This window comes from Croceibacterium aestuarii (genome assembly GCF_030657335.1).
Lineage (GTDB): Bacteria > Pseudomonadota > Alphaproteobacteria > Sphingomonadales > Sphingomonadaceae > Croceibacterium_B > Croceibacterium_B aestuarii.
In genome coordinates this window covers 430764-455936 of sequence record NZ_CP131039.1, presented here as the reverse complement: position 1 = coordinate 455936, position 25173 = coordinate 430764, and the positions used below count along the sequence as shown (strand labels likewise).

General features: G+C 67.1%; 28 protein-coding genes and 1 pseudogene. 18 read left to right on the top strand and 11 right to left on the bottom strand.

From position 1 onward, the window contains the following. Positions 1 to 48: 48 nt before the first annotated feature. From Q7I88_RS02080 to Q7I88_RS02070, 3 genes and pseudogenes are all read right to left on the bottom strand, one after another. Positions 49 to 420 (bottom strand): DUF2793 domain-containing protein, encoded by a 372-nt coding sequence (locus tag Q7I88_RS02080; protein WP_439648398.1) that lies wholly within the window; start codon positions 418 to 420, stop codon positions 49 to 51. A gap of 46 nt (positions 421 to 466) precedes the next feature. After that, a pseudogene (locus tag Q7I88_RS02075) lies at positions 467 to 907 on the bottom strand (terminase large subunit domain-containing protein); the annotation flags it as partial. Beyond that, a complete protein-coding gene (locus tag Q7I88_RS02070) occupies positions 904 to 1410 on the bottom strand; it encodes a hypothetical protein (RefSeq protein ID WP_305097380.1) in 507 nt (168 codons plus the stop codon). The pseudogene Q7I88_RS02075 and the gene Q7I88_RS02070, both read right to left, overlap by 4 nt. Before the next feature lie 217 nt (positions 1411 to 1627). On the opposite strand from Q7I88_RS02070, the gene Q7I88_RS02065 reads away from it, so the two are divergent. Then, entirely contained in the window at positions 1628 to 2266 is a 639-nt protein-coding gene (locus tag Q7I88_RS02065; protein WP_305097379.1) for a YqaA family protein, read from the top strand. Here Q7I88_RS02065 and Q7I88_RS02060 read toward each other — a convergent pair. From Q7I88_RS02060 to Q7I88_RS02045, 4 genes are all read right to left on the bottom strand, one after another. Further along, entirely contained in the window at positions 2263 to 2790 is a 528-nt protein-coding gene (locus tag Q7I88_RS02060; RefSeq protein ID WP_305097378.1) for a rhodanese family protein, read from the bottom strand. The genes Q7I88_RS02065 and Q7I88_RS02060 overlap by 4 nt on opposite strands. Before the next feature lie 71 nt (positions 2791 to 2861). Next, positions 2862 to 4112, bottom strand: coding sequence for a serine palmitoyltransferase (spt, locus tag Q7I88_RS02055; RefSeq protein ID WP_305098647.1), 1251 nt, complete (start codon positions 4110 to 4112; stop codon positions 2862 to 2864). 20 nt (positions 4113 to 4132) lie between these two features. Continuing rightward, entirely contained in the window at positions 4133 to 4375 is a 243-nt protein-coding gene (locus Q7I88_RS02050) for an acyl carrier protein (protein ID WP_305097377.1), read from the bottom strand. Positions 4376 to 4406: 31 nt separating this feature from the next. Then, on the bottom strand, positions 4407 to 4799 hold the full coding sequence (locus tag Q7I88_RS02045; RefSeq protein ID WP_305097376.1) for a response regulator: 393 nt from the start codon (positions 4797 to 4799) through the stop codon (positions 4407 to 4409). Between the two features lie 139 nt (positions 4800 to 4938). On the opposite strand from Q7I88_RS02045, the gene Q7I88_RS02040 reads away from it, so the two are divergent. Genes Q7I88_RS02040 through Q7I88_RS02020 form a run of 5 tightly spaced genes read left to right on the top strand, consistent with a single transcriptional unit; the run spans position 4939 to position 8139 of the window. After that, positions 4939 to 5145 carry a DUF3572 family protein gene (locus Q7I88_RS02040; RefSeq protein WP_305097375.1) on the top strand — a complete coding sequence of 69 codons (207 nt, stop codon included), beginning with the start codon at positions 4939 to 4941 and terminating at the stop codon, positions 5143 to 5145. Beyond that, the gene (locus Q7I88_RS02035) at positions 5142 to 5768 is read left to right on the top strand and encodes an HAD family hydrolase (RefSeq protein ID WP_305097374.1); all 627 of its coding nucleotides are present in this window, start codon (positions 5142 to 5144) and stop codon (positions 5766 to 5768) included. Before Q7I88_RS02040 ends, Q7I88_RS02035 begins: the two co-directional genes overlap by 4 nt. Then, positions 5769 to 6230: a RidA family protein gene (locus Q7I88_RS02030; RefSeq protein ID WP_305097373.1), complete on the top strand. Its 462-nt coding sequence runs from the start codon at positions 5769 to 5771 to the stop codon at positions 6228 to 6230. Positions 6231 to 6264: 34 nt separating this feature from the next. Beyond that, positions 6265 to 6993, top strand: coding sequence for a glycerophosphodiester phosphodiesterase family protein (locus Q7I88_RS02025; protein WP_305097372.1), 729 nt, complete (start codon positions 6265 to 6267; stop codon positions 6991 to 6993). Between the two features lie 9 nt (positions 6994 to 7002). Further along, positions 7003 to 8139: a GNAT family N-acetyltransferase gene (locus tag Q7I88_RS02020; protein WP_305097371.1), complete on the top strand. Its 1137-nt coding sequence runs from the start codon at positions 7003 to 7005 to the stop codon at positions 8137 to 8139. Positions 8140 to 8157: 18 nt separating this feature from the next. On the opposite strand, the gene Q7I88_RS02015 is transcribed toward Q7I88_RS02020, so the two are convergent. Beyond that, the gene (locus Q7I88_RS02015) at positions 8158 to 8490 is read right to left on the bottom strand and encodes an SEL1-like repeat protein (RefSeq protein ID WP_305097370.1); all 333 of its coding nucleotides are present in this window, start codon (positions 8488 to 8490) and stop codon (positions 8158 to 8160) included. Between the two features lie 309 nt (positions 8491 to 8799). On the opposite strand from Q7I88_RS02015, the gene dksA reads away from it, so the two are divergent. The 6 genes from dksA (at position 8800) to kynU (ending at position 13939) form a co-directional block, all read left to right on the top strand. Further along, positions 8800 to 9258 carry an RNA polymerase-binding protein DksA gene (dksA, locus tag Q7I88_RS02010; protein ID WP_305097369.1) on the top strand — a complete coding sequence of 153 codons (459 nt, stop codon included), beginning with the start codon at positions 8800 to 8802 and terminating at the stop codon, positions 9256 to 9258. Between the two features lie 140 nt (positions 9259 to 9398). Next, positions 9399 to 9767, top strand: coding sequence for a PilZ domain-containing protein (locus Q7I88_RS02005; protein WP_305097368.1), 369 nt, complete (start codon positions 9399 to 9401; stop codon positions 9765 to 9767). Positions 9768 to 9805: 38 nt separating this feature from the next. Continuing rightward, the gene (locus Q7I88_RS02000; RefSeq protein WP_305097367.1) at positions 9806 to 11281 is read left to right on the top strand and encodes an ABC transporter substrate-binding protein; all 1476 of its coding nucleotides are present in this window, start codon (positions 9806 to 9808) and stop codon (positions 11279 to 11281) included. A gap of 89 nt (positions 11282 to 11370) precedes the next feature. Then, positions 11371 to 11760 (top strand): DUF4112 domain-containing protein, encoded by a 390-nt coding sequence (locus tag Q7I88_RS01995; RefSeq protein ID WP_305098646.1) that lies wholly within the window; start codon positions 11371 to 11373, stop codon positions 11758 to 11760. Between the two features lie 36 nt (positions 11761 to 11796). Further along, on the top strand, positions 11797 to 12588 hold the full coding sequence (locus Q7I88_RS01990; RefSeq protein ID WP_305097366.1) for a tryptophan 2,3-dioxygenase: 792 nt from the start codon (positions 11797 to 11799) through the stop codon (positions 12586 to 12588). Positions 12589 to 12715: 127 nt separating this feature from the next. Beyond that, on the top strand, positions 12716 to 13939 hold the full coding sequence (kynU, locus tag Q7I88_RS01985) for a kynureninase (RefSeq protein ID WP_305097365.1): 1224 nt from the start codon (positions 12716 to 12718) through the stop codon (positions 13937 to 13939). A 47-nt stretch (positions 13940 to 13986) separates the two neighbouring features. Here kynU and Q7I88_RS01980 read toward each other — a convergent pair whose 3' ends face one another. After that, on the bottom strand, positions 13987 to 14547 hold the full coding sequence (locus Q7I88_RS01980; RefSeq protein ID WP_305098645.1) for an HNH endonuclease: 561 nt from the start codon (positions 14545 to 14547) through the stop codon (positions 13987 to 13989). 186 nt (positions 14548 to 14733) lie between these two features. Here Q7I88_RS01980 and gluQRS point away from each other — a divergent pair, with 186 nt between their 5' ends. From gluQRS to Q7I88_RS01960, 4 genes are read left to right on the top strand one after another with little or no spacing between them, the layout of a single operon-like run. After that, positions 14734 to 15564: a tRNA glutamyl-Q(34) synthetase GluQRS gene (gene gluQRS, locus Q7I88_RS01975; protein ID WP_305097364.1), complete on the top strand. Its 831-nt coding sequence runs from the start codon at positions 14734 to 14736 to the stop codon at positions 15562 to 15564. 13 nt (positions 15565 to 15577) lie between these two features. Beyond that, complete coding sequence (locus tag Q7I88_RS01970) at positions 15578 to 15805, top strand: HIG1 domain-containing protein (RefSeq protein WP_305097363.1); 228 nt, start codon at positions 15578 to 15580, stop codon at positions 15803 to 15805. 19 nt (positions 15806 to 15824) lie between these two features. Next, a complete protein-coding gene (locus Q7I88_RS01965; RefSeq protein WP_305097362.1) occupies positions 15825 to 16406 on the top strand; it encodes a cob(I)yrinic acid a,c-diamide adenosyltransferase in 582 nt (193 codons plus the stop codon). Between the two features lie 52 nt (positions 16407 to 16458). Further along, positions 16459 to 16806 carry a hypothetical protein gene (locus tag Q7I88_RS01960; RefSeq protein WP_305097361.1) on the top strand — a complete coding sequence of 116 codons (348 nt, stop codon included), beginning with the start codon at positions 16459 to 16461 and terminating at the stop codon, positions 16804 to 16806. Between the two features lie 6 nt (positions 16807 to 16812). Here the strand turns inward: Q7I88_RS01960 and Q7I88_RS01955 are convergent, their stop codons facing one another. Both Q7I88_RS01955 and mutS read right to left on the bottom strand, forming a co-directional pair. After that, positions 16813 to 17232 carry a YidH family protein gene (locus Q7I88_RS01955; protein WP_305097360.1) on the bottom strand — a complete coding sequence of 140 codons (420 nt, stop codon included), beginning with the start codon at positions 17230 to 17232 and terminating at the stop codon, positions 16813 to 16815. A gap of 25 nt (positions 17233 to 17257) precedes the next feature. Further along, positions 17258 to 19861 carry a DNA mismatch repair protein MutS gene (mutS, locus tag Q7I88_RS01950; RefSeq protein WP_305097359.1) on the bottom strand — a complete coding sequence of 868 codons (2604 nt, stop codon included), beginning with the start codon at positions 19859 to 19861 and terminating at the stop codon, positions 17258 to 17260. 109 nt (positions 19862 to 19970) lie between these two features. Here mutS and Q7I88_RS01945 point away from each other — a divergent pair, with 109 nt between their 5' ends. Then, entirely contained in the window at positions 19971 to 22229 is a 2259-nt protein-coding gene (locus Q7I88_RS01945) for an NADP-dependent malic enzyme (RefSeq protein WP_305097358.1), read from the top strand. 290 nt (positions 22230 to 22519) lie between these two features. After that, entirely contained in the window at positions 22520 to 25138 is a 2619-nt protein-coding gene (locus tag Q7I88_RS01940; protein ID WP_305097357.1) for a G8 domain-containing protein, read from the top strand. Positions 25139 to 25173: the final 35 nt, after the last annotated feature.

Here is a 25173-nt window from a genome sequence, read left to right as displayed (position 1 = left end):
TGGGCGTTTCCTAGCACAACGCAGTAACGAAGCCGAAGCTCCTTGTCCTCAGCTTGCTGCAAGAATACCGCCGGCGACCAGCGCGGCGATCAGGTCGGAAATAGCGGCACGCGCCTCGCTGTCCACATTCGTGCCTCCGTTTGGTGCCAAAGGCGCGACAGGCCTCTGCCAGTCGCCTGCATAGAGCAGGATTTGTCCGGTCGAGCGGTCGAACAATTGCATGCCGTCGTTCGGCGCGGTGAAGAGCCAGGCGCCGGCCTGCCAACTCGCCAACTTGCCGTCCTCGCCGGTCCACTCGGAGGTGGCACCGGAGCCGACGAGCCAGGCGTCTCCATCGGCCGGCGAGGCGGGGGGCGAGACTGCCTCGCCCTCGCAGGCGGGGTGGAGCAGCGCATCGATCCGGGCATGCGCTTCGTTGATGTAGAACTCCTTCTGGGCCTGGCCGGCGAGCGTGGCTGTGCTGCGGGCCGCGCAGGCTCTCCGGCTCCCCGGCCGAATAGAGAAACGCCTGCGCGCCGTTGGCGAAGGTCATGCGGCGCAGCGACGGTTCGTACTCGGGCCGCTTGGCTGCCGGGATGACCGAGAGCAGGCCGCTTTCGCCTTCGACCATGATCGAGCGAACCTCGCTCGCCGTCGCCCCGACCAGCGCGATGCGCGCGGCCGGATCGGACCGCGCCACGGCGCGGACCCACTCCGCCCCGGCCCGAGTCTTGCCGAACCCGCGCCCGGCGCAGATCAGCCAGCAGTACCAGTCGCCGGCCGGGGCGGTCTGCGCGCTTCGCCCCCAGAGCGGCCAGGCGTGGCGCAGGATGGCCCGTTCGCGGCGCGGCAGACGGCGCACCAGGTTCCGTCTGCCGGTGTCGTCGAGCCCGCGCAGCCAGTTGATCAGACCGACCGTCCCGATCATGGGCGCTCAGAGTCCGCACCGGCGCTGCGCTTCGGCCGCAGGTTTTCCAGCGCCTCGTCGGCGATGCGCATCGCTTCGAGCCGGGCGTTGAGGTCGGCCAGCACGGCCTCCTCGTCGGCATCGTCGTCGCGGGCGCGTTCGCGCACGATCGACGCGCGATGCAGCGTCAGCAGGCGCAGCGCCGCGCCCACGTCGAACCGGGGCCCGGCGCTATCGGTCCCGTGGCGCAGCCGGTTGAGCGTCTCGAGCTCGAGGTTTTCGTAGCCTTCGATCAGCGCGGCGGTCCATTGGCGGGCGAATTCCGCCTCGCTGCGCCGCACCTTGTACGCGCGCGCCGGATTGATTCCCGCCATCCTCGCGGCGGCCGTCACGTTCGAGGTGTCGGCAAGGGTGTCGAGAAACAGCCGCCGCCAATGGCGGTTGAGTTTCGGCTTTTCGCCGGTCTTCTGCTCGGGCCGAATCTTGGTGTGCGCCTTGCGGCGCGGCTTGCTGCGCGGGCTCATCTGGAAGTCTCCGGGAAGGGGGCGATGCCGAAACGAAAAAGGGCGGACCCTCTCCGGGCCGCCCTTTTCGAATCACACCATCGCGATGTTCTTCTTCTCTAACCAAACAGCGTCACGCTGTCAATCAAAAAGTGCCAAACAGGTTAAATCATTTCGATTGCGGCGGTTCGCGCGCTCGCTTAACCGCGCGGAAACGCGGAGGGATTACGGGGCCGATATGCTGCGCAAGCTCTATTACTGGACGCTCGAGAAGGCCGCGCATCGCCATGCCGAATGGTGGCTGGCGCTGTTCGCCTTCATCGAGGCGAGCTTCTTCCCCGTCCCGCCGCACCCGCTGCTCGGGCTGATGTGTCTGGCCGAACCGAAGAAGGCGATCCGCTATGCCGCAGTCGCCACCTTCGCCTCGGTCGCCGGCGGGCTGCTCGGCTATGCCATCGGCGCGCTGCTCTACGACACGGTCGGGCGCCAGTTGCTGGCGCTGCTGCATCTGACCGACAGCTTCCCCCCCGCGGCCTGCTATCTGCGCGAGTACGGGGCCGAGATCATCATGATCAAGGGCGCGACGCCGATCCCCTTCAAGCTGCTCACCATCACCGCCGGCTTCATCGGCATGAACCTCGGGACCTTCGTGCTCGCCAGCATCGTCAGCCGCTCGATCAGCTTCATGATTGTCGGCGTGCTGTTCCGGGTGTTCGGCGCGCCGATCAAGCGCTTCATCGACAAGTATCTCGGGCTGGTGACGATCGGCTTCGTGGTGCTGGTGGTCGGCGGGTTCTACCTCGCGGTGCACTTCGGCGGCGGCGGCGATTCGCCCGGCGACAAATGCTCCGCCGCCACGCTGGAAAGCCTCGGCTAGCCGGGCGAACGCGTCCCCGCGGCGGCGCGGCGGTTCCACGGCATCAGCGCCAACAGCTGGGCCATGCCGCACCACCCGCTCGCCCCGGCAAAGGCGAGCCCGGCCCCGACAAGGCCGCTGAGGCCGAACCACAGCGGCGAGAGGGCAAAGCCGAGCAGCACTCCGAGCACGACCATCGAGCCGGCGGCGATCTGCACCTGGCGCATGATCTCAAGCGGCTGGCGGCGGTCCTCCTCGACCGGCAGCCCGGCCTTGCGCCAGGCTTCGAGCCCGCCGATCAGCAGGTAGCCTTCGCTGCAGCACGCGCCGAGCCTGTCGGCATGGGCCGAAGTGCGCATGCCGGAGCGGCACATGAACACCACCGGCCCCTCGCCGCCGAGCGGCGCGAGGGCGCCGACCGGGCGATTCTCCGCCCCCGGCACCCGTGTGCGGGCGAATTCGCCCGCCGAGCGGATATCGACCAGCCGTCCGCCTTCGGCAACGATGCGCCGGGCTTCGGCGGGAGTGACAGTCTGCAGCGGCATTGGGAATCCTCGACCGTGAGTAAATTAGCGTGCGCTAAGATACGAGGCCGCGAGGCGATTTCAAGGCCGGGTCAGATGATGCCGATGGCCTTGCCGGCGCGCTCGAACATGCCGAGGATGGTCTCGACCTCGTCGGCCGAGTGCTCGGCGCACAGCGAGCAGCGCAGCAGCGTCATGCCCGCCGGGGTTGCCGGCGGCCGCGCCAGGTTGACGTAGAGGCCCTCCTTGAGCAGCGCCTCCCACATCGCCGCGCCCTTCTCGAGATCGGGCATGATCACCGCGACGATCGCGCTCTGCGGCGTCTCGGTGCCGAGCGTGAAGCCGAGCTTCCTGAGCCCGCCGTGCAGGGTCTTGGAATTCTCCCACAGGTGCGCGCGCTTGTTGGAGCCGTGCATCAGCTTGCGGATGCTGGTCGCGGCCGTCGCCACCACGCTGGGGGGGAGCGAGGCGGTGAAGACGTAGGGCCGGCAGACCAGCCGCAGGATCTCGAACTTGGGATTGTTCGACACGCAGAAGCCGCCGACCGTGCCGACGCTCTTGGAAAAGGTGCCGATGATGAAGTCGACATCGTCGATCACGCCCTGGTCTTCGGCCACGCCGCGCCCGTGCTCGCCGATGAAGCCCATCGAGTGCGCCTCGTCGACCAGCACCATCGCGCCGTTGTCCTTGGCGATGCGGACCATCTCCTTGAGCGGCGCGACGTCGCCGAGCATCGAGTAGACCCCCTCGAGCACCACCAGCTTGCCGGCCCCTTCCGGAATGCGCTTGAGCCGCTTCTCCATCGCCCCGATGTCGTTGTGGCGGAACGCCACGATCTCGGCACTGCCCATCGCGCAGCCGTCGTAGATTGAGGCATGGCTGTCGATGTCGAGCACGACGTAGTCGCCCTTGCCGGCGATCGTTGAGATGATTCCGAGGTTGGCCTGGTACCCGGTCGAGAAGACCATCGCGTGGTCCATGGCATAGAAGTCCATGAGCGCCTGCTCGACTTCCTTGTGCCCTTGGTAGGTGCCGTTGAGAACGCGGCTGCCCGTTGTGCCCGAACCGAAGTTGTCGAGCGCATCCTTGCCAGCCTGGATCACGTCCGGGTCGAAGGTCATGCCCATGTAGTTGTAAGTGCCGAGCAGGATCGTCTCGCGCCCGTTGCACACCGCCCTCGTCGGCGAGAGGACCTTCTCCATCACCAGGTTGAACGGGTCTTCGACGCCGCTGGCGAGCAGGTCGTTGCGCTGCTTGATCAGCGGGTCGAACTTGCTGAACAGGTCGCCGCTCGGCGGCGACGCGACCGCTTCGCGCTCGGCAGGCGCGTCGGGCTGGCTGATTCCCTCGCTCACGATGCGCCTCAGTCGCCCGCCAGCTTGCACACGGCATCGACCAACTGGCCCCAGGTCTCGATCTCGGCCTGCTGGTTCATGCTGATGATGATGTCGAACTCGTCCTCGATCGCGGCGACAAAATCCATCACGGTCAGGCTGTCGAATTCAAGATCTCCGGCGAAGGTGGTGCCTTCCGCGATCTCGACGCCCTTCTTGTTGAAGGGTTCGATCAGGGTGCGAATGCGTTGCTCGACTTCGGTGCGGTTCATGCCCCGCACAAGCGGTCTCGACGCCGAAATGTCAAGCGTGCAGGGGGCGTGGCGGGGTGCGCTCGAGTAGGCCCTTGACCGCGGTCATGAACGGCCCGATCGACACCGGCTTGGCAAGGTATCCCTCGGCCCCGGTCTCGCGAATCCGCTCCTCGTCGCCCTTGCCTGCATAGGCCGTCACGGCGAGAACCGGGATGTCGCGCAGCTCCACGTCGCGCTTGATTACGGCGATCAGGTCGAGCCCGGAAATGCCGTGCAGCTGAATGTCCATGATGACGAGGTTCGGGACGAAGGCCCTGGCGCGTTCGATCGCGCTTTCCCCGTCGGCGCATGGTTCGACCGAAAAACCGCCTGCCTGCAACACGTCGCAGAACAACTTGCGGTTGAGGTCGTTGTCCTCGACAACGAGGATTCTCTTCGTCATTGACGCCCCCGAACGGCCGGCTTGCCCACGCCGGTCTGTGGATAACTTGTAGCGAACCAAGGGATAACTGACAATTCATAACCGCCGCACCGTTCCCACCGACCCCGCCGGGATCGCCCTGCAGGCGCTCGCAGCGCTGTTGCAGGAAGAAAGGCGGGCGCGGCGGTTCCTCGATCTCACCGGGCTGACGCCGGAGATCCTGCGCGAGCGTATTGCCAGCCGCGAAGTCCAGCTCTCGGTCCTCGACTTCCTCTGCGCGCACGAGCCCGATCTTATGGCCGTGGCCGAGGCGATCGACCTTCCGCCCGCGCAGGTTGCCGCAGCGCGCGAGGCGCTTGCCCTATGAGCCGCCCCCTGGTTGTCAGCGACTGCGACGAGGTCCTGCTGCACATGGTGCGGCATTTCCGCGACTGGCTCGGCGAGGACCACGGAATCGAGTTCCGGCTCGAGGGCAATCCCTTCGCCCAGTCGGTAAGCTACAGCGCCAGCGGCGAACCGGTCGAGGAAGCCGAGTTGTGGCGCCTGCTGACCGAGTTCTTCGACACCGAAATGTCGCGCCAGACCGCGATCGAAGGGGCGGCGGCAGCGCTCGCCGAACTGCAGCGCGAGGCCGACGTCGTCATCCTCACCAACCTTTCGGATCGCTTCGCGTCGGCCCGGACAGAGCAGCTGCGCGATCACGGCATCGAGGCGCGGGTGTTCACCAACCAGGGCCCCAAGGGCGAGGCGCTGCGCCGCATTGTCCACGAGTTCGGTCCGTCGCGGGCGGTGTTCATCGACGATCTCGCAGTCCACCATGCCAGCGCCGGCGAGGTCCTGCCCGATATCTCGCGGCTGCATTTTTGCGGGGAACCGGCGATTGCGCCGCACATTCCTTGCGCGCTGGAGCAGGGTCACGCCCATGCCCGGCTCGACACCTGGCAGGACGCCTTGCCCTGGCTCCTCGAAACTTTGCATGGAAAGTCCTGAATGAGCATCGAAGAACGCCTCTCGGAACTCGGCATTACCCTGCCAAAAGCGGCTGCCCCGGTGGCCAGCTACGTGCCCGTGGTCACGCTCGGAAACGTCGCCCACGTCTCGGGCCAGTTGCCGTTCATCGATGGCGAGCTCGTGACCGGCCGGTTGGGCGAGGACGTCGAGCTGGAGCTGGGAATCCGCGCGGCGCGTGCTTGCGGGTTGATGATCCTCGCTCAGCTCAAGGCGGCGCTCGGCTCGCTCGACAAGGTCGAACGGATCGTCAAGCTCGGCGGGTTCGTCAATTCGCACGCGGGCTTCACCGACCAGCCGAAGGTGGTCAACGGCGCCTCGGACCTGATGGTCGACATCTTCGGCGAGGCCGGCAAGCACGCGCGCGCCGCCGTCGGCGTCCCGGCGTTGCCGCTCGGGGCGGCGGTCGAGATCGACGCCGTGGTGGCGCTTGTCACTGCTTGATGGCTGGCTCGCGCCGGCGCCCGATGCGGCGCGGGTGTCCTGGCTGAGGGCGACGGACTACGCCCACCGCGGCTTGCATATTTCCGCCGATGTCGAGAATTCGCTCGGCGCCGCATCCGGGGCAATCGCACGGGGCATGGGCATCGAGTGCGACGTCCAGCTCAGCCGCGATGGTCGAGCGATGGTGTTCCACGACTGGGAGCTCGACCGCCTGACCGCCGAAAGCGGGCCCGTGCGCGAGCGCACCGCGGCGCAACTCGTCGCCATGGCACTGATGGCTTCGGGAGAGCGAATCCCGACCCTGCGCGACCTGCTCGGGCTGGTGCGGGGCCGGGTGCCGCTGCTGATCGAGATCAAGTCCAAACGCGAGATGCGCATCGGCGCGGTGTGCCTGGCGGTGCGCCGCGAGCTCGAAGGCTATCGCGGAGAAGCGGCGGTGATGAGCTTCGACCCGCGGGTCGTTGCTTGGTTCGGCCGCAACGCGCCGAGTATCCTGCGTGGACTGGTGATGACGGAGGAGAACGATCGCGGGCTCATCGGAAGTCTGCGCCGGCATCTGTGGCTGTGGAAGGCACGGCCGGACTTCCTTGCCTATGACGTGCGCGACCTGCCCAGCCGCTTTGCCGCCGCCCAGCGCCGTCGCGGGGTGCCGGTGCTGACCTGGACCGTCTCCAGTCCGGCCTTGCGCGAGCGCGCGGCGCAATTTGCCGATGCGCCGATTGCCGAAGGCGAAGGAGTCGCAAAGACGGCGGCAAATCCCTAATATGGGTCTATGGCCGACGGCGACCTGATTGCGCGCGCAGTATCCGGAGTGAACGCCGTTCCAGCCGAGGCGTGGGATGCCGTCGCCGGACCGGACAATCCCTTCGTCAGCCACGCCTTCCTCGCCGCGCTTGAGGATTCGGGCAGCGTCGGGCCCGGCACCGGTTGGAGCCCCTCGCCGATCGTTATCGAGGACGCGCGCGGGACGCTGCTCGGCGCGCTGCCGGCCTACCTCAAGGGGCACAGCCAAGGCGAATACGTGTTCGATCACGCCTGGGCCGATGCCTGGCACCGCGCCGGGGGACACTACTATCCCAAATTGCAGATTGCCGCGCCCTTCACCCCGGCGACGGGCCCGCGCCTGCTGCTCTCCGACGAAGCTTATGCGTCCCCTTTGCTGCGCGCGGCGGAGAGCCTGTGTCTGCAGAACGACCTGTCGTCGGCTCACGCCACCTTCATCGAGCCGGCGCAGCGGAACCTGTTCGAGCGCGCCGGTTGGCTGCTTCGCAACGACATCCAGTTTCACTGGCACAACCGCGGCTACGAAAGCTTCGAGGAGTTCCTTGGCGATCTGTCCTCACGCAAACGCAAGGACTTGCGCAAGGAGCGGGCCAGGGCGCAGGACGGAGTCGAGATCCGCCACCTCAGCGGCCGCGCCATCCGTCCCGAGCACTGGGACGCATTCTGGGTGTTCTATCAAGACACCGGCGCCCGCAAGTGGGGCCAGCCCTACCTGACGCGCGAGGCGTTCGACCTGTTCGGCGAGCGCATGGGCGAGCGTGTCCTGCTGATCCTCGCCTACGAGGACGGCGCGCCGATCGCCGGGGCGCTCAATTTCATTGGCGCCGATGCGCTCTATGGCCGCTATTGGGGTTGCACCGTCGACCGGCCGTTCCTGCATTTCGAGCTGTGTTATTACCAGGCCATCGACGCTGCGATCGAGCGGGGGCTGGAGCGGGTCGAGGCCGGGGCGCAGGGCGGGCACAAGCTGGCTCGTGGCTATGCCCCGGTGCAGACATGGTCGGCGCACTGGATCGCCGATCAGGGATTTCGCGAGGCCGTGGCCGACTATCTCCAACGCGAACGCGAAGGCGTGGCGCAGGACAGCCTCTATCTTGCTGCAAGGACGCCCTTCAGGAAGGGCTGAACGCGTCGGACGCGAAACTCAGGCGGCGTGGCGGGCGCCGTCGCTCAGCCATTCGCGTGCCCGGCGCTGGGCTTCGGCTATGTCCCGCGCGGTCATCTCTTCCGATATATCGGCGCGACACCAGGCGGCTTCCTCGTGCCCGTGCGAAGCGGCGAGATTGAACCATTTGTGCGCTTCGATCATGTCGACGCCGACGCCGTGGCTGCCGGTCGAGAATGCGACCCCGAGATCGTAGTAGGCGGAAAGGTCGCCCTGCGTCGCAGCGGCAAGGCACCTGGCCACGATCATGTTGGCGACTCCGACGTCGTCGGCGTGAATTTCGGCAACCCCTTCAATCTTGGTCAGCTTCATGACCTACCCCCTGATGCCGGCGGCGCATATGCCGCGCGACTTCGCTGGAATGCACGTTCGTCCCACTCGCCTAAAAGAATGGTTAACGGCGCGGCAAAAAGTTTGACCGTGCTGTTTACCAACGAAATTCGGCCGTTCGGCCAAGCTTAAGGAATCGGGGGCTATTCGGTCCCATTGCCGCTTGTGCGGGCTCCGCGAGGTCCGTATAGGCGCGCCAACCAGCCCACCGGGCGGTGGGCGCGGGGGGACGGCGGCATCGCGATTTTGCCGGCCGTTCGAGGGCCAGGATCCAACCGGAGAGTACCACTGATGGCGTCTGTGATGGGTGACGACATCGATATCCTCGCCAAGGCCAAGCGGGCCTTGGACGCGGACTATACCCCCAGCGATGACGAAGAATACATGTCGGCCCGGCAGCTGAACTATTTTCGGGTCCTGCTGCTCGAGTGGAAGAAGTCTATCCTCACCGCTTCCGAGTTCACCTTGCAGTCGCTCCAGGACGGTCCGATTCGCGAGCCCGACATGAACGATCGCGCCTCGAGCGAAACCGACTGGGGCATCGAACTGCGTACCCGCGACCGCCAGCGCAAGCTGATCGCGAAGATCGACTCGGCCCTGCGCCGGATCGACGAAGGCGAATACGGCTGGTGCGAGGTGACCGGCGAACCGATCGGCATCAACCGCCTGATTGCCCGGCCCATCGCCACCATGACGGTGGAGGCGCAACAGGCCCACGAGCGACGCGAGAAGGTTTCGCGCGACGACTGACCCGTTTCGGTACATGTCGTGCAAATTCGCGTATCCATTAACAGCCTGATAACCAAACGCAGCCAAAGTCCGCGCATCGATTTGCGCGCGCATTCGGCGTGTGCAGCGAGGCTTCACTCAGGAGGCATGGAAACCGACCGATGAGCAGCGTCGAAACCCGCCAGGTGGATCGCGACAGCCTGTTGCTGATCGCGGAAGTTCGTATCGACGGCGGCGAGAAGTGCCACCGCGTCAAGGTACGCAACCTGTCGTCCGGCGGCATGATGGCGGAGGCCGAGCTCAAGGTGGCGCGCGGCGCTCTCGTCACGGTCGATCTGCGCAATATCGGTCCGGTCGAGGGATCGATCGCGTGGATCGAGGGCAACCGCTTCGGCATTGCCTTCCTCGAGGAAATCGACCCCAAGCTGGCGCGTGCGCCGGTCGGCACCACCGCCAACGACCTTTCCAGCCCGCGCTTCACGCGTCCCGCGCTCGACAAGACGGACCCGCGCAAGCTCCGCGCGATCTGACCTTTCGCCGGGCGGGCCGACGTCCTAGGGACGGCGGCATGCGCGGACGCGTCCTCCTGCTCGTCGCCCTCGGCTGCCTGGCGCTCGCTGGCTGCGGCAGCGGCAAAAGCGGGCCGCTCGGGGTGGCTTTCATCGACAGCGAGGATCAGCTGTTCGCCAGCGGCTTGCGCCTCTCACCCGGCGGCCAGGCCGTCCGCGCAGCCACCTCGACCGGTCTCGTCGCGCTCGACGCGCAGGGCGAAATCGTACCTGCGCTCGCCGACCGCTGGATCGTCGCCGACGAGGGGCGCAGCTACATCTTTCGCCTGCGTGACGGGAAATGGGCCGACGGTACGGATCTCACCGGGGAGCGGGCCCGCGAAAGCCTGCGCCGGGTGCTTCGCAGCTTGCGCGGGACGTCGCTGGCCCTCGACCTCGCTCCGATCAGCGACGTCCGGGCGATGGCCGGCCGGGTGGTGGAGATTCGCCTGAGCGCGCCGATGCCCGATTTCCTGCGCCTGATGGCGCAACCTGAGCTGGCGCTCTCGCACGGCGGTGTCGGTTCGGGCGAAATGGTCCTGCACCGAGCCGACAAGGCGAGCAGCGTGGCCGACCTGACCCTCAAACCGCCCGAAGACCGCGGCCTGCCGGAGGACGAGGAGTGGCGGGATCGGGCCCGTCCACTGGCGCTGAAGGCGCTCGATGCGAAGCGCGCGCTGGCAGCGTTCGACGACGGGAGCGTGGATGTCGTGCTGGGCGGGCGGATCGGCGGCTGGCCGCTTGCCGAACCAGGGCCGCTGTCGCGCGGCACGCGGCGGGTCGATCCGGCGATCGGTCTGTTCGGGCTGCAGATCAAGAACGCCAACGGCTTTCTCGCCCGGCCGGAAAACCGCGAGGCGCTGGCGATGTCGCTCGACCGCCCGGCGCTGCTCGCGGCCTTCAACATCAGCGGCTGGGTGCCGACCACGCGGCTGGTCCCGGTCTCGATCGCCGGCGCCGGGGCGAGCGAGCGCTGGGCGGGAATCGACATCGCCGACCTGCGCGGCGAAGCGCGCCGGCGCGTCGCCGGCTGGGTGGGCGGAAGCGGTGAGGGCAAGATGCCGACCTTGCGCATTGCGCTCGCCGATGCGCCCGGCAACGCCGCGCTGTTCAACGAACTCGCCGCCCAGTGGCAAACGATCGGCGTAAGCCTCGAACGCAGCGAGCCGGGCAAGCCTGCGGACCTCGAACTCGTCGACCGCGTCGCCCGCTACGCCGAGCCGCGCTGGTTCCTCAACCAGTTCAACTGCACGCTCCGGCGCGGGCTCTGTTCGTCGGATGCCGACGCCGAGGTGGTGGCGGCGCTGACCGCCGAAACGGCCGAGGAACGCGGTGCGGCGCTGGCGCGGGCCGAGGCCAAGCTGACCGCAATCGACGCCTACATCCCGCTTGCCATGCCGCTGCGCTGGTCGCTGGTGCGCGGCGACGTCACGGGATACACGGCCAACCAGTGGGCTTGGCATCCCTTGCCGGCGCTGGCGATGATACCCAAGTAACACTCGAGAGGAGGGCCGTAATGGACCCTATCGAGACGTATGACCCCGCCCGCAGCCAGCGCAGCGCTCAGGCGGAACGACTGCGCCGGATGGCCTCGCAGCTGCCGACGGGCACCGATCCGGCCAGTGTGCGCCAGCGGATCGAGGCGATGGAGCGGCTGCTCGAACGCGGCTTCACGGTACCGGGCACAAATTACCAGTTCGGGCTCGACGCCGTCGTCGGCCTGATCCCGGTAATCGGCGACTTCATCGGCGCCGCACTCGGCACCTATCTGGTCTGGGAAGCCAAGAACCTCGGCATGCCCAAATGGAAGCTGTGGCGGATGATGGGCAACGTCGGGCTCGACACCGCTGTTGGCTTCGTCCCCGTGGCCGGCGATGCGCTGGACTTCCTGTTCCGCTCGAACACGCGCAACCTCAGGATCGTCAAGAAGCATCTCGACAAGCACCATCCGCAGACCCGCGTGATCGATCAGTAGTTTCACCCGCGACGATTTGCGTCCTATAGGCCCCGGATGCCTTCGGACGTCACCTACAGCTCGTACCTTGATCTCGACCGCATCCTCGCCGCGCAGCATCCCTCGTCGGACGCGCACGACGAGATGCTGTTCATCGTCGTCCACCAGGCGAGCGAGCTCTGGCTCAAGCTGTGCCTGCATGAACTGACCGCGGCGCGCGCGCTGATCGCGGCTGGCGATCTCAGCCCGGCGTTCAAGATGCTCGCCCGCATCGCCCGCGCGCAGGGTCAGCTGATCACCAGCTGGGACGTGCTGAGCACGATGACCCCGCACGACTATTCGACGATCCGCCCGCACCTCGGCAATTCGAGCGGGTTCCAGAGCGCGCAGTATCGATTGTTCGAATTCATGCTCGGCGGGCGCAATCCCGACATGGTGACAATGCACGAAGCCACGCCCCAGGTTGCGGAGGAATTGCGCGCCGAGCTCGAACGCCCGAGCCTCTACGACGAGGTCATCCGCCTGCTCGACCGCCGCGGCTTCGCCATCCCGGCGCAGGTGCTGGAGCGCGGGCTCGAGCGGCCGCACGAGGTGAACGAGGCGATCGTCGAAGCCTGGGCGCAGGTCTATCGCGATCCCGACAAATATTGGGACCTCTACGAGCTGGCCGAAAAGCTGGTCGATCTCGAATACCACTTCCAGCGCTGGCGCTTCGGGCATCTGAAGACGGTCGAGCGGATCATCGGCTTCAAGCGCGGCACCGGCGGGACGGCCGGCGTGCCCTACCTCGAAAGCGTGCTGAAGAAGGGCTTCTTTCCAGAGCTGCTGGCGGTCAGGACTGAGATATGAGAGGGGGCGCAACACCCTGGCCCTCTCCCCTTCAGGGGAGAGGGTTGGGAGAGGGGGGGTGCGCACGATCCCCTCTCCTTCCGCCGTTTCGCGGCTCCCTCCTCTCCCCTGAAGGGGAGAGGGCTTGATGCCGTCGCTGCAGGAGGCCCGCGCGCTCGACGCGGCCGATCCGCTCGCCGGCTACCGCGGCCTGTTCGCGCTGCCGCCGGGGGTGGTCTACCTCGACGGAAATTCGCTCGGCGCGCTGCCGCTCGGCACCGCCAGCCGTATGGGCGAGGTGATCCGCAAGGAATGGGGCGAGGGGCTGGTCCGCAGCTGGAACAGCGCGAACTGGATCGATCTGCCGAAAAAGATCGGCGCCATGATCGCCCCGCTTATCGGCGCAGGGCCGGACGAGGTAATCGCCTGCGATTCTACATCCGTAAACCTGTTCAAGCTTATTTCGGCGGCCCTGGCCCTGAGGCCCGGCAGGAAGGTGGTGCTGAGCGAGCCGGGCAACTTCCCGACCGACCTCTACATGATCGCCGGATTGGAAGCGCAGGGCCTCGCCGAACGGCGGCTGGCCGAGCGCGGCGAACTAGAAGCCGCGCTCGACGAGGACGTCGCGCTGCTGCTCCTGACTCAAGTCCACTACAAGACGGGCGCGATGCACGACATGGTGCGGCTGACGGAGGCGGCGCACGACGTGGGGGCGCTGGTGCTGTGGGACCTCTCGCACAGCGCCGGCGCTGTGCCGGTGAACTTGAACGGCTGCGGCGCGGACCTCGCGGTCGGCTGCGGCTACAAGTACTTCAACGGCGGCCCCGGCGCCCCGTCTTTCGCTTTCGTCGCGACACGCCACCACGCCGCCCTGCAACAGCCGCTGACCGGCTGGATGGGCCACGCAGCGCCCTTCGCCTTCACCGACGACTACGCCCCCGCCGCCGGGATCGGCCGCTTGTTGACCGGCACCCCACCGATCCTCGGCATGGTCACGCTCGAAGAGGGGGTGCGGATCATCGCCGAGATCGGTATCGAGCGGCTGGTGGCCAAGTCACGCGCGCTGTCCGAATTTCTCCGCGCGGCCATGGCCGATTTCGCCCCCGACTTGCCGTGCGTCAGCCCCGCCGACCCGGCCCGGCGCGGCAGCCAGCTCTCGTTCGGCCACCCGGAAGCCTACGCGCTCAGCCAGGCCCTGATCGCCCGCGGCGTGATCGGCGATTTCCGCGACCCCGACATCCTGCGCTTCGGCCTCGCCCCGGCCTACTTGCGCTTCGAAGACTGCTGGCACGCTGCCGAGGCGCTCGGCGAGGTACTGGCGAGCGGGGAGTGGAAGCGCGAGGAGTTCAAGCAGCGGGCGGCGGTGACGTAGCACCGGATCGAGGGCGGTCCCGGCTTTCGCTGGGATGACGCCTTGCCTCAGGCCTCCAGCTCGATGTCCCAGTAGAGCCAATCCCGCCACGTCTCATGCAGGTAGCCCGGCGGAAACCGCTTGCCGTGCTGCTGCAGCTGCCAGTGGGTCGGGCGGATCGGTTCGACCAGCGGGTGCATGTGCGCCTGCTTGGGCGTGCGGCCGCCCTTCTTCATGTTGCATGGGGCGCAGGCGGTGAGGATGTTCTCCCACGTTGTCTTGCCGCCCAGCCGGCGGGGCACGACGTGGTCGAAGGTCAGGTGCTGCTCGCTGCCGCAGTACTGGCAGGAGAAGCGGTCACGCAGGAACAGGTTGAAGCGGGTAAAGGCGGGAAACTCGCTTGGGCGAACGTATTGCCTGAGCGCGATCACGCTGGGGATCTGCATGTCGAGGCTGACCGAATGGACGCAGCGATCGTAGCTGGCGACGATGTCGACCCGTTCGAGGAACACGGCCTTGATCGCGGTCTGCCAGGGCCACAGGCTCAGCGGATAGTACGACAGCGGCGTGTAGTCGGCGTTGAGCACCAGCGAGGGGCAGCTTTCGAGCCGCCTCGTCGGGTCTTCCATGGCGCTGCGGAAGGTCGCGGCGCGTTCGATCAGTTCGGCCTTGAACACCTTTCGCGTTCCTCCCTGATTTCGCTTAGGGAGCATTTGCGCCGAAAAGCGTCAAGCCCGTTACAAACAGCAAATCCACAGGATCATCCACCAGTCGCCGGCCCAAACGTGGTCCTCAAGGCAACAGACATCGCAGCAATGACCGTCACCCGCTTCGCCCCCAGCCCCAACGGCCCGCTGCATCTCGGGCATGCCTATTCGGCGATTGTGGCGCACGACCTGGCAAAGGAACGCGGGGGACGCTTCCTGCTGCGGATCGAGGACATCGACGGCGCCCGCTCGCGTCCGGAAATGGCGGACGAATTCCGCGCCGACCTCGCCTGGCTCGGGCTGGAATGGGAGGAGGTCCCGGCGCAGTCGACGCGGATCGCGGCCTATGCGCAGTCGGCGGAGCGGTTGAAGGCTGAGGGGCTGCTCTACTCCTGCCGCTGTACCCGCGGCGAGATCGCCGCTGCGGCGACGACGGTCGGACCCGACGGGCCTGTCTACCCCGGCACGTGCCGGGGGCGAGGTGTCAACCCGGCGGGCGCGGCATGGCGGCTCGACGTCGCCGAGGCGCTGCGCCGGACCGGTCCGCTGACCTGGAGCGACGAACGCGCGGGCGAGCAGGCCGCGCGGCCCGAGCTCGGCGGCGATCCCGTGCTGGTGCGCAAGGATGCCGAGACCCCGGCGAGCTACCATCTCGCGGTCACTGTCGACGATGCGGCCGACGGAGTCACGCTGGTCACGCGCGGGACGGACCTGTTCCCCGCCAGCCACCTTCACCGCCTGTTGCAGGAACTGCTCGCCCTGCCGGTGCTCGTCTGGCACCACCACCCTCTGTTGCTCGATGCGGACGGGCAGAAACTGGCCAAGCGCCGGGGCTCTCCTTCGCTGGCCGACCGCCGGCTGGCCGGGGACGACGGGCATGCGCTGGCCGTGGCGCTGCGCGCCGGGCGCCTGCCCGCTGGCATTACCTTCGGCGAGTGACTAGATAGGCACCATGCAGACTTTCCTCATCATCGTCCTCGTGCTCCTTATGCTCGGCGTGATCGTCTCGCTGGTGCGCGGCATCATCGCCTTCCTTCAGGCCAACAAGGCCGACATCGAGGCCGGCGGCGGGCGCCAGAAGGAACTGCAACTGAAGCAGAACCGCATGATGATGAACCGCATCATGTACCAGGCGGGCGCAATCCTGATCGTCTTCCTGCTGCTGTCGCTGACCCGCTAGGGCCGCGCCGCCCGCCGCCGTGGTCAAGCTCAACAAGATCTACACCCGCACCGGCGACGACGGCACCACCGGTCTCGTCGACGGCTCGCGCCGCGCCAAGCACGACGCCCGGATGGAAGCCATCGGCGCGGTCGACGAGGCGAACTCGGCGCTCGGCTTCGCGGTGCTCGCGCTGGAGGAGGAAGCGAAAGCCGACTGCATCCGGCTACAGAACGACCTGTTTGACCTCGGTGCCGACCTCGCAACTCCGCGCGGTGCAATGGGGGGCGACGACTTCGCGCCGTCGGATATGGTGCTGCGGATCGTCCCCCGCCAGGCGGAATGGCTGGAACAGCGTATCGACGCGATGAATTCGACGCTCGATCCGCTGACGAATTTCATCCTACCGGGCGGCAGCGAAGCGGCGGCGCGGGTTCACCTCGCCCGCGCTTCGGTGCGCCGGGCGGAGCGGGCGATGACCGCGCTGGCCGGCGCCGAGCCGGTCAACCCGGCCGCGCTGGCCTTCGTCAACCGGCTGTCGGATTACCTCTTCGTACTCGCCCGTGCGGTCAACGCCGCGGGCGCAGGCGACGTGCTCTGGGTGCCCGGCGCGAACCGCTGAGCGGAACCGCCTCCTCGGCGCGTTCGTTGGTCGCGCAAAGGAGATTACCCCCATGACCGACAAGAGCAACGAACGGGTGAAGAGCCAGGAGCAGCGCCAGGCCAATCTCGCCCCGGAGACGCACAACGACGAGCAGGACGATCACCTCAGCCAGGCGCAGGAGGTGGCCGAAGACGCCCGCGGCAAGGACGCCGAGGAAAGCCCGCTCGACAGCGAGAAGGTCCACGCGCCGCTGGGCGACAGCCCGGCGCAGGATGTCATCGATGAAATGCGCGACATGGAACAATCGGGCCAGATCGACATGGACGCCTATCGCGGCGAACCCAATCTCGACGACAACGAAGGCAAGTACGGCGACAGCAACAAGGTCGATCCCGACCTGCCGTCCGACGGCGCCTAGGGTTTCCTAGCCGCTGATCTGGCCGTCGTTGAGAATCCAAAGGCCGGCCACGAGTATCGCCGCGCCGAGCGCCACGGCGTAGGCGAGCGTCCGGAAATTCGGCGGCGAAACGGCATCGAGCTTGTGGGCGTCGAGCTTCTTGAGCGTCCGGCAGGTGCGTCGCTCGGCGGAAATCGCCAGCCAGCCGCCGGCGAGAATGAAGACCGTGGCGATGGCCTTGGCAAGCCAGGGCGGGTCGAACTCGCCGAACACCGCCTTGAAGGCGAGACCGATGCCGATCGCGGCGAAGGCCGTGCGCATCCAGCCGGCAAAGGTCCGCTCCATGGCCATGATGTTGCGGTCTTCCGCCAGGTCGGTGCGGAATTCCGCCCACTTGGTGTTCTTGTCGGGCTCGTCGGGACCCGGAGGGGGATCGTCCTGCGCCATACCGCAAGAAGTCCTGCGGCGGGCGTTAGGTTCCGTCGGCTTCGCGCTTAAGCTCGTAGAGAAGGTCGAGCGCCTCGCGCGGTGTCAGGGCATCCACGTCGAGCGCCTGCAACCGTTCGCGCAATTCGTCGCACTGCTCTTCCTCGAGCTGCGCGGCCGCGGCGAAGAGCGGCAAGTCGCCGAGGCCCGCCGCCAGCCCGCCCGTCTCGGCACGGCCTTTCTCGAGCCGGTCGAGCACCGCCTTGGCGCGGGCGACGACCTCCTTGGGCACCCCCGCCAACTTGGCGACGGCGAGGCCATAGGAGCGGTCGGCGGGCCCCTCGGCCAGTTCGTGCAGCAGGACCAGGTCGCCTTTCCACTCCCGCGCGCGGACGTGGTGCAGCGACAGCGAGTCGCACGTCTCGGCGAGCCGCGACAGCTCGTGATAGTGGGTGGCGAACAGGCAGCGGCAGCGGTTGCGTTCGTGCACCGCCTCGACCACCGCCCAGGCCAGCGCGAGCCCGTCGTAGGTCGATGTGCCGCGCCCGACCTCGTCGAGGATGACGAAGCTGTCCTCGCTCGCCTGGGCGAGGATGGCCGCGGTTTCGACCATCTCGACCATGAAGGTCGATCGCCCGCGCGCCAGGTTGTCGCTCGCGCCGACGCGGCTGAACAAGCGGTCGACCAGGCCGATGCGCGCGCTCTCGGCGGGGACATAGCATCCCGCCTGGGCAAGCAGCACGATGAGCGCGTTCTGGCGCAGGAACGTCGACTTGCCGCCCATGTTGGGACCGCCGATGAGCCACAGCCGGTCCTCGGGCGATAGCGTGCAGTCGTTGGCGACGAAGCGCTCCCCGGCTTTCGCCAATGCGGCCTCGACCACCGGATGGCGTCCGCCGACAATCTCGAGGCAGCGCTCCGGCACGATCGCGGGCAGGGCCCAGCCGCCTTCGGCCGCCCGCTCGGCCTGACCGGCGGCCACGTCGATCCGGGCCAGCGCTGCGGCGGTCGCGGCGATATCGCGAGCCCGCGCGACCACCTCGGCGACCAGGTCCTCGAAATGTCGCTCTTCCGCGGCCAGCGCGTGGCCGCCGGCCTCGGCGATCCGGCTCGCCTCCTCGTGCAAGGAGAGCGAATTGAAACGGACCGCGCTGGCCATCGTCTGGCGGTGGGTGAAGCCGCTGTCCGAGGCCATCAGGGCGTCGGCATGCCGGCTCGGCACCTCGATGAAATAGCCGAGGACGCCGTTGTGGCGGATCTTGAGCGCGGCGATGCCGGTCTCGTCACGGTATTTCGCCTCGAGCGCGGCGATCGCCCGTCGGGCATTGCCCGACACGTCGCGCAGTTCGTCGAGCGCATGGTCGTAGCCTTCGGCAATATATCCGCCCTTCTGCCGTTCGGTCGGCGGCGCGGGAACGAGTGCCCGCGCCAGCAGATCGGTCAGCGCACCGTGCCCGGCGAGGCTAGGCAGGAGTTCTTCGAGTAGCTCGGGGCGCTCTCTCTTCGCCTGCAGCGCGTCGCGGATGCGGCGGGCTTCACCGAGCCCGTCGCGTAGCTGGCCGAGGTCGCGCGGGCTGCCGCGCCCGGCGACCAGGCGGCCGAGTGCGCGGCCGATGTCGGGCAGCGAACGCAGCGCCCCGCGTAAGTCGGCGCGCAGCAGCGAATCGGCGTGAAACCATTGCACCAGCGCCAGTCGTCGCTCGATGGCCGGGCGTCCGGTAAGCGGCGCGGCGAGATCTTCGGCCAATTGCCGGGCCCCTGCGCCGGTCACGCAGCGATCGACCGCGGCGAGCAGGCTGCCGGCGCGCCCGCCCTGTTGGCTTTCGAGGATTTCCAGGCTGCTGCGGGTTGCTTCGTCCATCGCCAGCGTGCTGCCGCTTGCGCGCGCGATGGGGGGCAGGAGCAGCGGCAGCGTGCCGCGACCCGCATGGTCGAGATAGGCGACGAGTCCGCCTGCCGCCGCGAGCATCGGCCGCGAGAAGCTGCCGAAGCCGTCCAGCGTCGCGACGCCGTGGATCGACTCGAGCCGCGCCTCGCCTTCTTCGCTGGCGAAGTCGTGACGGGGCCGCCCACTGGCGCCGGGCGGCGCGCCGTCCCATTCTTCCGGGCAGACGACTTCGCTCGCCCCGAGGCGCGCCAGTGTCGCCGCGAGCTGGCCGGGCTCGCACTCCTCCAGCTCCATCCGGCCGGTCGAGATATCGCAGGCGGCGATGCCGCAGGCTCCGCGCACTTCGCAGACGGCGGCGAGCACGTTGGCCCGGCGCGGTTCGAGCAGAGCTTCCTCGGTCAGCGTCCCGGCGGTGACGAAGCGAACGATATCGCGCGCGACAAGCGCCTTGGAGCCGCGGCGCTTCTTCGCCTCTTCGGGCGATTCGGTCTGTTCGGCGATGGCCACGCGGCAACCGGCCTTGATCAGCCGGGCGAGATAGCCTTCCGCCGAATGCACCGGGACACCGCACATCGGGATTGGCGCGCCGCCGTGCTCGCCGCGGCTGGTCAGGGCGATGTCGAGCACCCCGGCGGCTATCCGTGCGTCCTCGAAAAAGAGCTCGAAGAAATCCCCCATGCGGTAGAACAGCAGGCAGTCCCCGGCCTCGCGCTTGAGCGCGAGATACTGCGCCATCATCGGGGTCGGGGCGGAATCGGCCATCTTCGTGGCGTAGCGGGGGCCCCGGCGATTCGGGAAGCGCCGGCGCGCTGCTTTCCCCTACCGCTTCGCGGCAAGGGCGGTTAGGGACGGTCCCGATCAGGAGAGATGGATGGCAGACGACACCAAGAGTTTCACCGACCGCGAAGCGCTGTTCTATCACAGCGCCATCCGCCCGGGTAAGATCGAGATCGTTCCGTCGAAGCCCGTCGCCACCCAGCGCGACTTGAGCCTGGCCTATTCTCCGGGCGTGGCGGTGCCGGTCCAGGCGATTGCCGACGATCCCGCCTGCGCCAACGAATACACCGCGCGCGGCAATCTCGTGGCGGTAATCACCAACGGCACCGCAATCCTCGGCATGGGCAATCTCGGCGCGCTCGCCGCCAAGCCGGTGATGGAAGGCAAGGCGGTGCTGTTCAAGCGCTTCGCCGACGTCGATTCGATCGACATCGAGCTCGACACCGAAGATCCCGACAAATTCATCGAAGCGGTGGCGCTGATGGAGCCGAGCTTCGGCGGCATCAACCTCGAAGACATCGCCGCCCCCGAATGCTTCGTGATCGAGCAGGCGCTGCGCGAGCGGATGAACATCCCGGTCATGCACGACGACCAGCACGGCACGGCTATCATCGCTGCCGCCGGCCTGATCAACGCGGTCCATCTGACCGGCCGCGCAATGAAGGACGTGCGCATGGTGGTGAACGGCGCGGGGGCTTCGGCGCTGGCCTGCACCGCGCTGATCAAGGCGATGGGCGTGCCGCACGAAAACGTCATCGTCTGCGATCGCAAGGGCCCGATCTATCCGGGGCGCGACGGCGTCGACCAGTGGAAGAGCGCGCACGCCGTGCCGACCGAGGCGCGCAGCCTGGAAGAGGCGCTCAAGGGCGCCGACGTCTTTCTCGGCCTTTCGGCCGCGGGAGCGCTCAAGCCCGAATGGGTGGCGGCCATGGCCGACAAGCCGATCATCTTCGCGATGGCCAATCCCGATCCGGAAATTCGCCCGGAAGATGCCAAGGCGGTCCGGCCCGACGCAATCATCGCCACCGGCCGGTCGGACTACCCCAACCAGGTCAACAACGTGCTCGGCTTCCCGTTCATCTTTCGCGGCGCGCTCGACGTGCGGGCGACGGCGATCAACGAAGAGATGAAGATCGCCGCGGCCGAGGCGATTGCCGGGCTGGCGCGCGAGCGCGTGCCCGACGAGGTCGCCGCCGCCTATGGCGTCGATCACCATTTCGGCACCGAATACATCATCCCGGCCCCGTTCGATCCGCGCCTGATGGAAACCGTCTCCTCGGCAGTCGCCAAGGCGGCGATGGATTCGGGCGTGGCGCAAAAGCCGATCGCGGATTTCGATGCCTATCGCATGAGCCTGCGGGCGCGGCTGAACCCGACCACCTCGGTGCTGACGGGCGTCTATGAGGATGCCAAGCGCGACCCCAAGCGCATCGTCTTCGCCGAGGCCGAAGAGGACGTCGTGCTGCGTGCGGCGATCCAGTTCCGCGATTTCGGCTACGGCACCCCGGTGCTGGTCGGGAGGACCCATGCGGTGAAGGAGAAGCTGACCGAACTGGGCGTGCCGGACACCGACGCGTTCGAGATCCAGAATTCGGCCGACTGCCCATATGTGCCGGCGATGGTCGATTATCTCTATAAGCGTCTGCAGCGGCGCGGATATACCGAGCGCGACGTGCGCCGGCTCGTCAACCAGGAACGCAACATCTTCGCCAGCCTGCTGGTTGCGCTGGGTCACGGCGACGCGATGATTTCCGGCATTACCCGGACCTTCGCCCAGACCATGCGCGAGATCAGCCAGGTGCTCGATCCCAAGCCGGGCGAGGTGCCGTTCGGCATCCACATGATGATCGGCAAGAACTACACCGTGTTTCTCGCCGACACGACGATCAACGAACGGCCCAGCGCCGAGGAGCTGGCGCATATCGCCCGCGAGACCGCTCGCGTCGCCCGGCGGCTCGGCCACGAACCGCGCGTCGCCTTCCTCAGCTACTCGACCTTCGGCAACCCGTCGGGCAAATGGCTCGAGAACATCCGCGACGCGGTGCACATCCTCGATGCCGACCCCCCGGGGTTCGAGTACGAGGGCGAAATGGCGCCCGATGCGGCGCTCAATCCGACGGTTATGAAGCTCTATCCCTTCAGCCGGCTCTCCGCACCGGCCAACGTGCTGATCATGCCCGGCCTGCAATCGGCCAACCTCAGCGCCAAGATGCTGCGCGAGCTGGCCGGCAATGCAGTGATCGGGCCGATGCTGATCGGGATGGAAAAACCCGTGCAGGTCGCCCCGATGACCGCCACGGCGCCCGATATCCTGACCCTGGCGGTGCTCGCCGGCGCCGGCGTGGTGAGCTAGCTCACCAGGCGATCCCGCTGCCGCCCTCGGCGAGAAAGCGGTGTTCGGGCGGCTTCGTAACACCAGCTCTTATGACCGGGTTTTGGGGCGCTTGGCAGAAGGGCAGGCTTTGGGTCGTTTGCTGACTGGCCGCGTTAATCGCTGCGAATCAATCGCCCTCATTCGGCACTCCAATCTCGGTCAGGTCCGACGCTCACCTTCTAGTCGCTTGGCAAACGGTCCCAATCGTTGCACTCTCCCGCTCGGATAAAGAATGCGGGCCTCGCGGTCCGACGGAGGGGATGAACGCCATGCGGATATTGTCGCGCCAGTTTCTTGTATTCTCGCTCTTCCCTGCCTTCCTTCTGCTCGGCACTGCGCAGGCCGAAGGGCAGGATGCGCACGCTCATATGGACATGCCCGCGCAGGCACCGCATTCGGCGGTCCCCGCGTCGCGTTGGTCCGATCCGGCTTCCTGGCCCGACGGCAAGGTGCCGGGTGCGGGCGACGCCGTCACGATCGCAAGGGACAAGAACATCGTTCTCGACGTCAGTCCGCCGGCACTGCGCAGTCTGACAATCAACGGCAAGCTAAGTTTTGCAGACGATCGCGATACCGAGCTGAAGACCGAGTGGATCTATCTGGCGGGCGGCGAGCTCGACATCGGCAGCGAAGCCCGGCCGTTCACCCGGCAGGCGACGATCACGCTGACCGACACCATTCCCGACGAAGACATCAATACCATGGGCGACCGCGGCATCATGATGCTGAACGGTACGCTCGAGCTGCACGGCGACCGCACCAACACCTGGACCAAGCTCGCTCGGACAGCGAAGGCCGGCAGCACGAAGATCGAGGTCCTCGATGCAAGCGGGTGGCGCAAGGGGGACCAGATTGTCCTGGCCTCGACCGACTTCGACCCCCACCAGGCAGAGCGGCGCGCGGTCGCCGCCGTCAGCGGCAACACGCTCACGCTCGATAAGCCGCTCGATTACATGCACTACGGCGAGATCACCTACGGTGTCGACGAGCGGGGCGAGGTCGGCCTGCTGACGCGCAACATCCGCGTCCAGGCGTCGGAGGATGCCGAGCGGAGCTACTTCGGCGGGCACATCATGGCCATGCCCGGCTCGCAAGTGCACATCTCCGGCGCCGAGCTCTATCGCATGGGTCAGAACATGCACCTCGCCCGTTACCCGATGCATTGGCACGTCCTGGGCGAAGGCAAGGGCCAGTACATCCAGAACTCCTCGATCCACGATACCTACAGCCGCTGCGTCACGGTGCATGGCACCAACAACGTGCGGGTGGAAAACAACGTGACCTTCAATACGGTGGGCCACTGCTTCTTCCTCGAAGACGCGGTCGAACACGGCAATCAGTTCGTCCACAACCTCGGCATCCTCACCAAGTGCCATCCCGACGGCAAGCCGTGCGTACCAACCGACCTGACTCTCGCCCACCAGTCTCCGGCCGGTCAACACGCCAAGGACATCCTGATCCCGTCCGACAACACCGCATCGACCTTCTGGATCACCAATCCCGACAACACCTACGTCGGCAACGTCGCCGCGGGCTCGGAGGCGATCGGCTTCTGGTTCGCCTTGCCGCAGCATCCGACCGGCGCGTTCCTGGACAAGGAAGGCAGTGACAGGATCTGGCCCCGGCGAACGAAGATCCGGGAGTTCAGAGGCAATACCGCACATTCCAATTTCGACGGGGTCATGTTCGACCGCGGCCCAGCACCCGACGGCACTTTCAACGTCGGCGGGGCAGGCCATATCAGCTATGCCGACCCCACCGACACGAAGAGCCAGGTGGTGGTGTCGGCCATCGACGATTATACCGCCTACAAGAACCGCAACGGCGCCATCTGGAGCCGGGGCGAGGCCCATCTCTACCGCAACATGAAGCTGGCCGACAACGCGATCGGCTTCACCCATGCGTCCGGTGGGGCGGGTCTCGGTCCGTACACCTCGCGGGTGATCGATTCGCTGTTCGTCGGCGAAAGCGGCAATATCGGCAACCCCGCGACGCCAGCGGAAGTGGCCTATGGCCGCAGCCTGCCGAAGGAAACCGCCGACTTCCCGATCCGCGGTTACGAATACTACGATTACCTCCACGAGGTGGTGAACACTACGTTCGTGAACTACCAGCCCAACGCCACCCGCGATGCGGGCGCGATCTCCTACCTGCTGTTCACCAGTTTCGGCATGAGCACCGAGAACTCGGTCAAGGGCTTGAAGTTCATCAATTCCAAGCCGGTCGATTTCCCCGCGGTCCAGAGCCGCTGGGCCTCCGACTTCGGTGGCCGCGCCGCTTATCGGAGCGCAGCGTTCCATGATCTGGACGGCTCGGTCGGCGGCGTCCCCGGTGCCTATATCGTCATCGACAACGGCATCGCATCCAATGAGAAAAACTGTGAAATGAAGGCGAGCTGGGGCGCAGCCGTATGCAAGGGCGACATGGGCCGCCTCAGTATCGACGACACGAAAGTGTTCCCCGAGTTCGTCACCGGACCGGCCACCGAACCGGTCGTCCTTCAGCGCGAGGGCAAACGCTACGAATATAACGGCGAGACCACCATCCCCAGCGGCGCAGAGATCAGGGTGGCGACGGCGAGAGACAAGCTTTCGCTGAGCCTGCGCGAAATGGACAAGGGCAGCTGGGTTATCTTCGAACTGCCGGGGTTCGCGTCCGCCTTGGGGGGAACCCCGCAGGCTAGCCTGGAGGCGCTGCGAGCGGCGAACACCACGTCATATTTCAAGGATGACAAGGGCCTGTGGGCCAAGGTCGTGGTCGAAGATCCCACGCCGCGCGGCCCGATCGTCGTCCAGGTCGGCAAACTGCGCGCCCAGGCCACCATCGAAGTCAGCCGGCACGCTTCGGTCGCGACGGCCGCCCCCGACGATGCGGGCCGCCGCGAATGAATCGGCTCATCCGGCACACGGGCACCCCGGAGGGG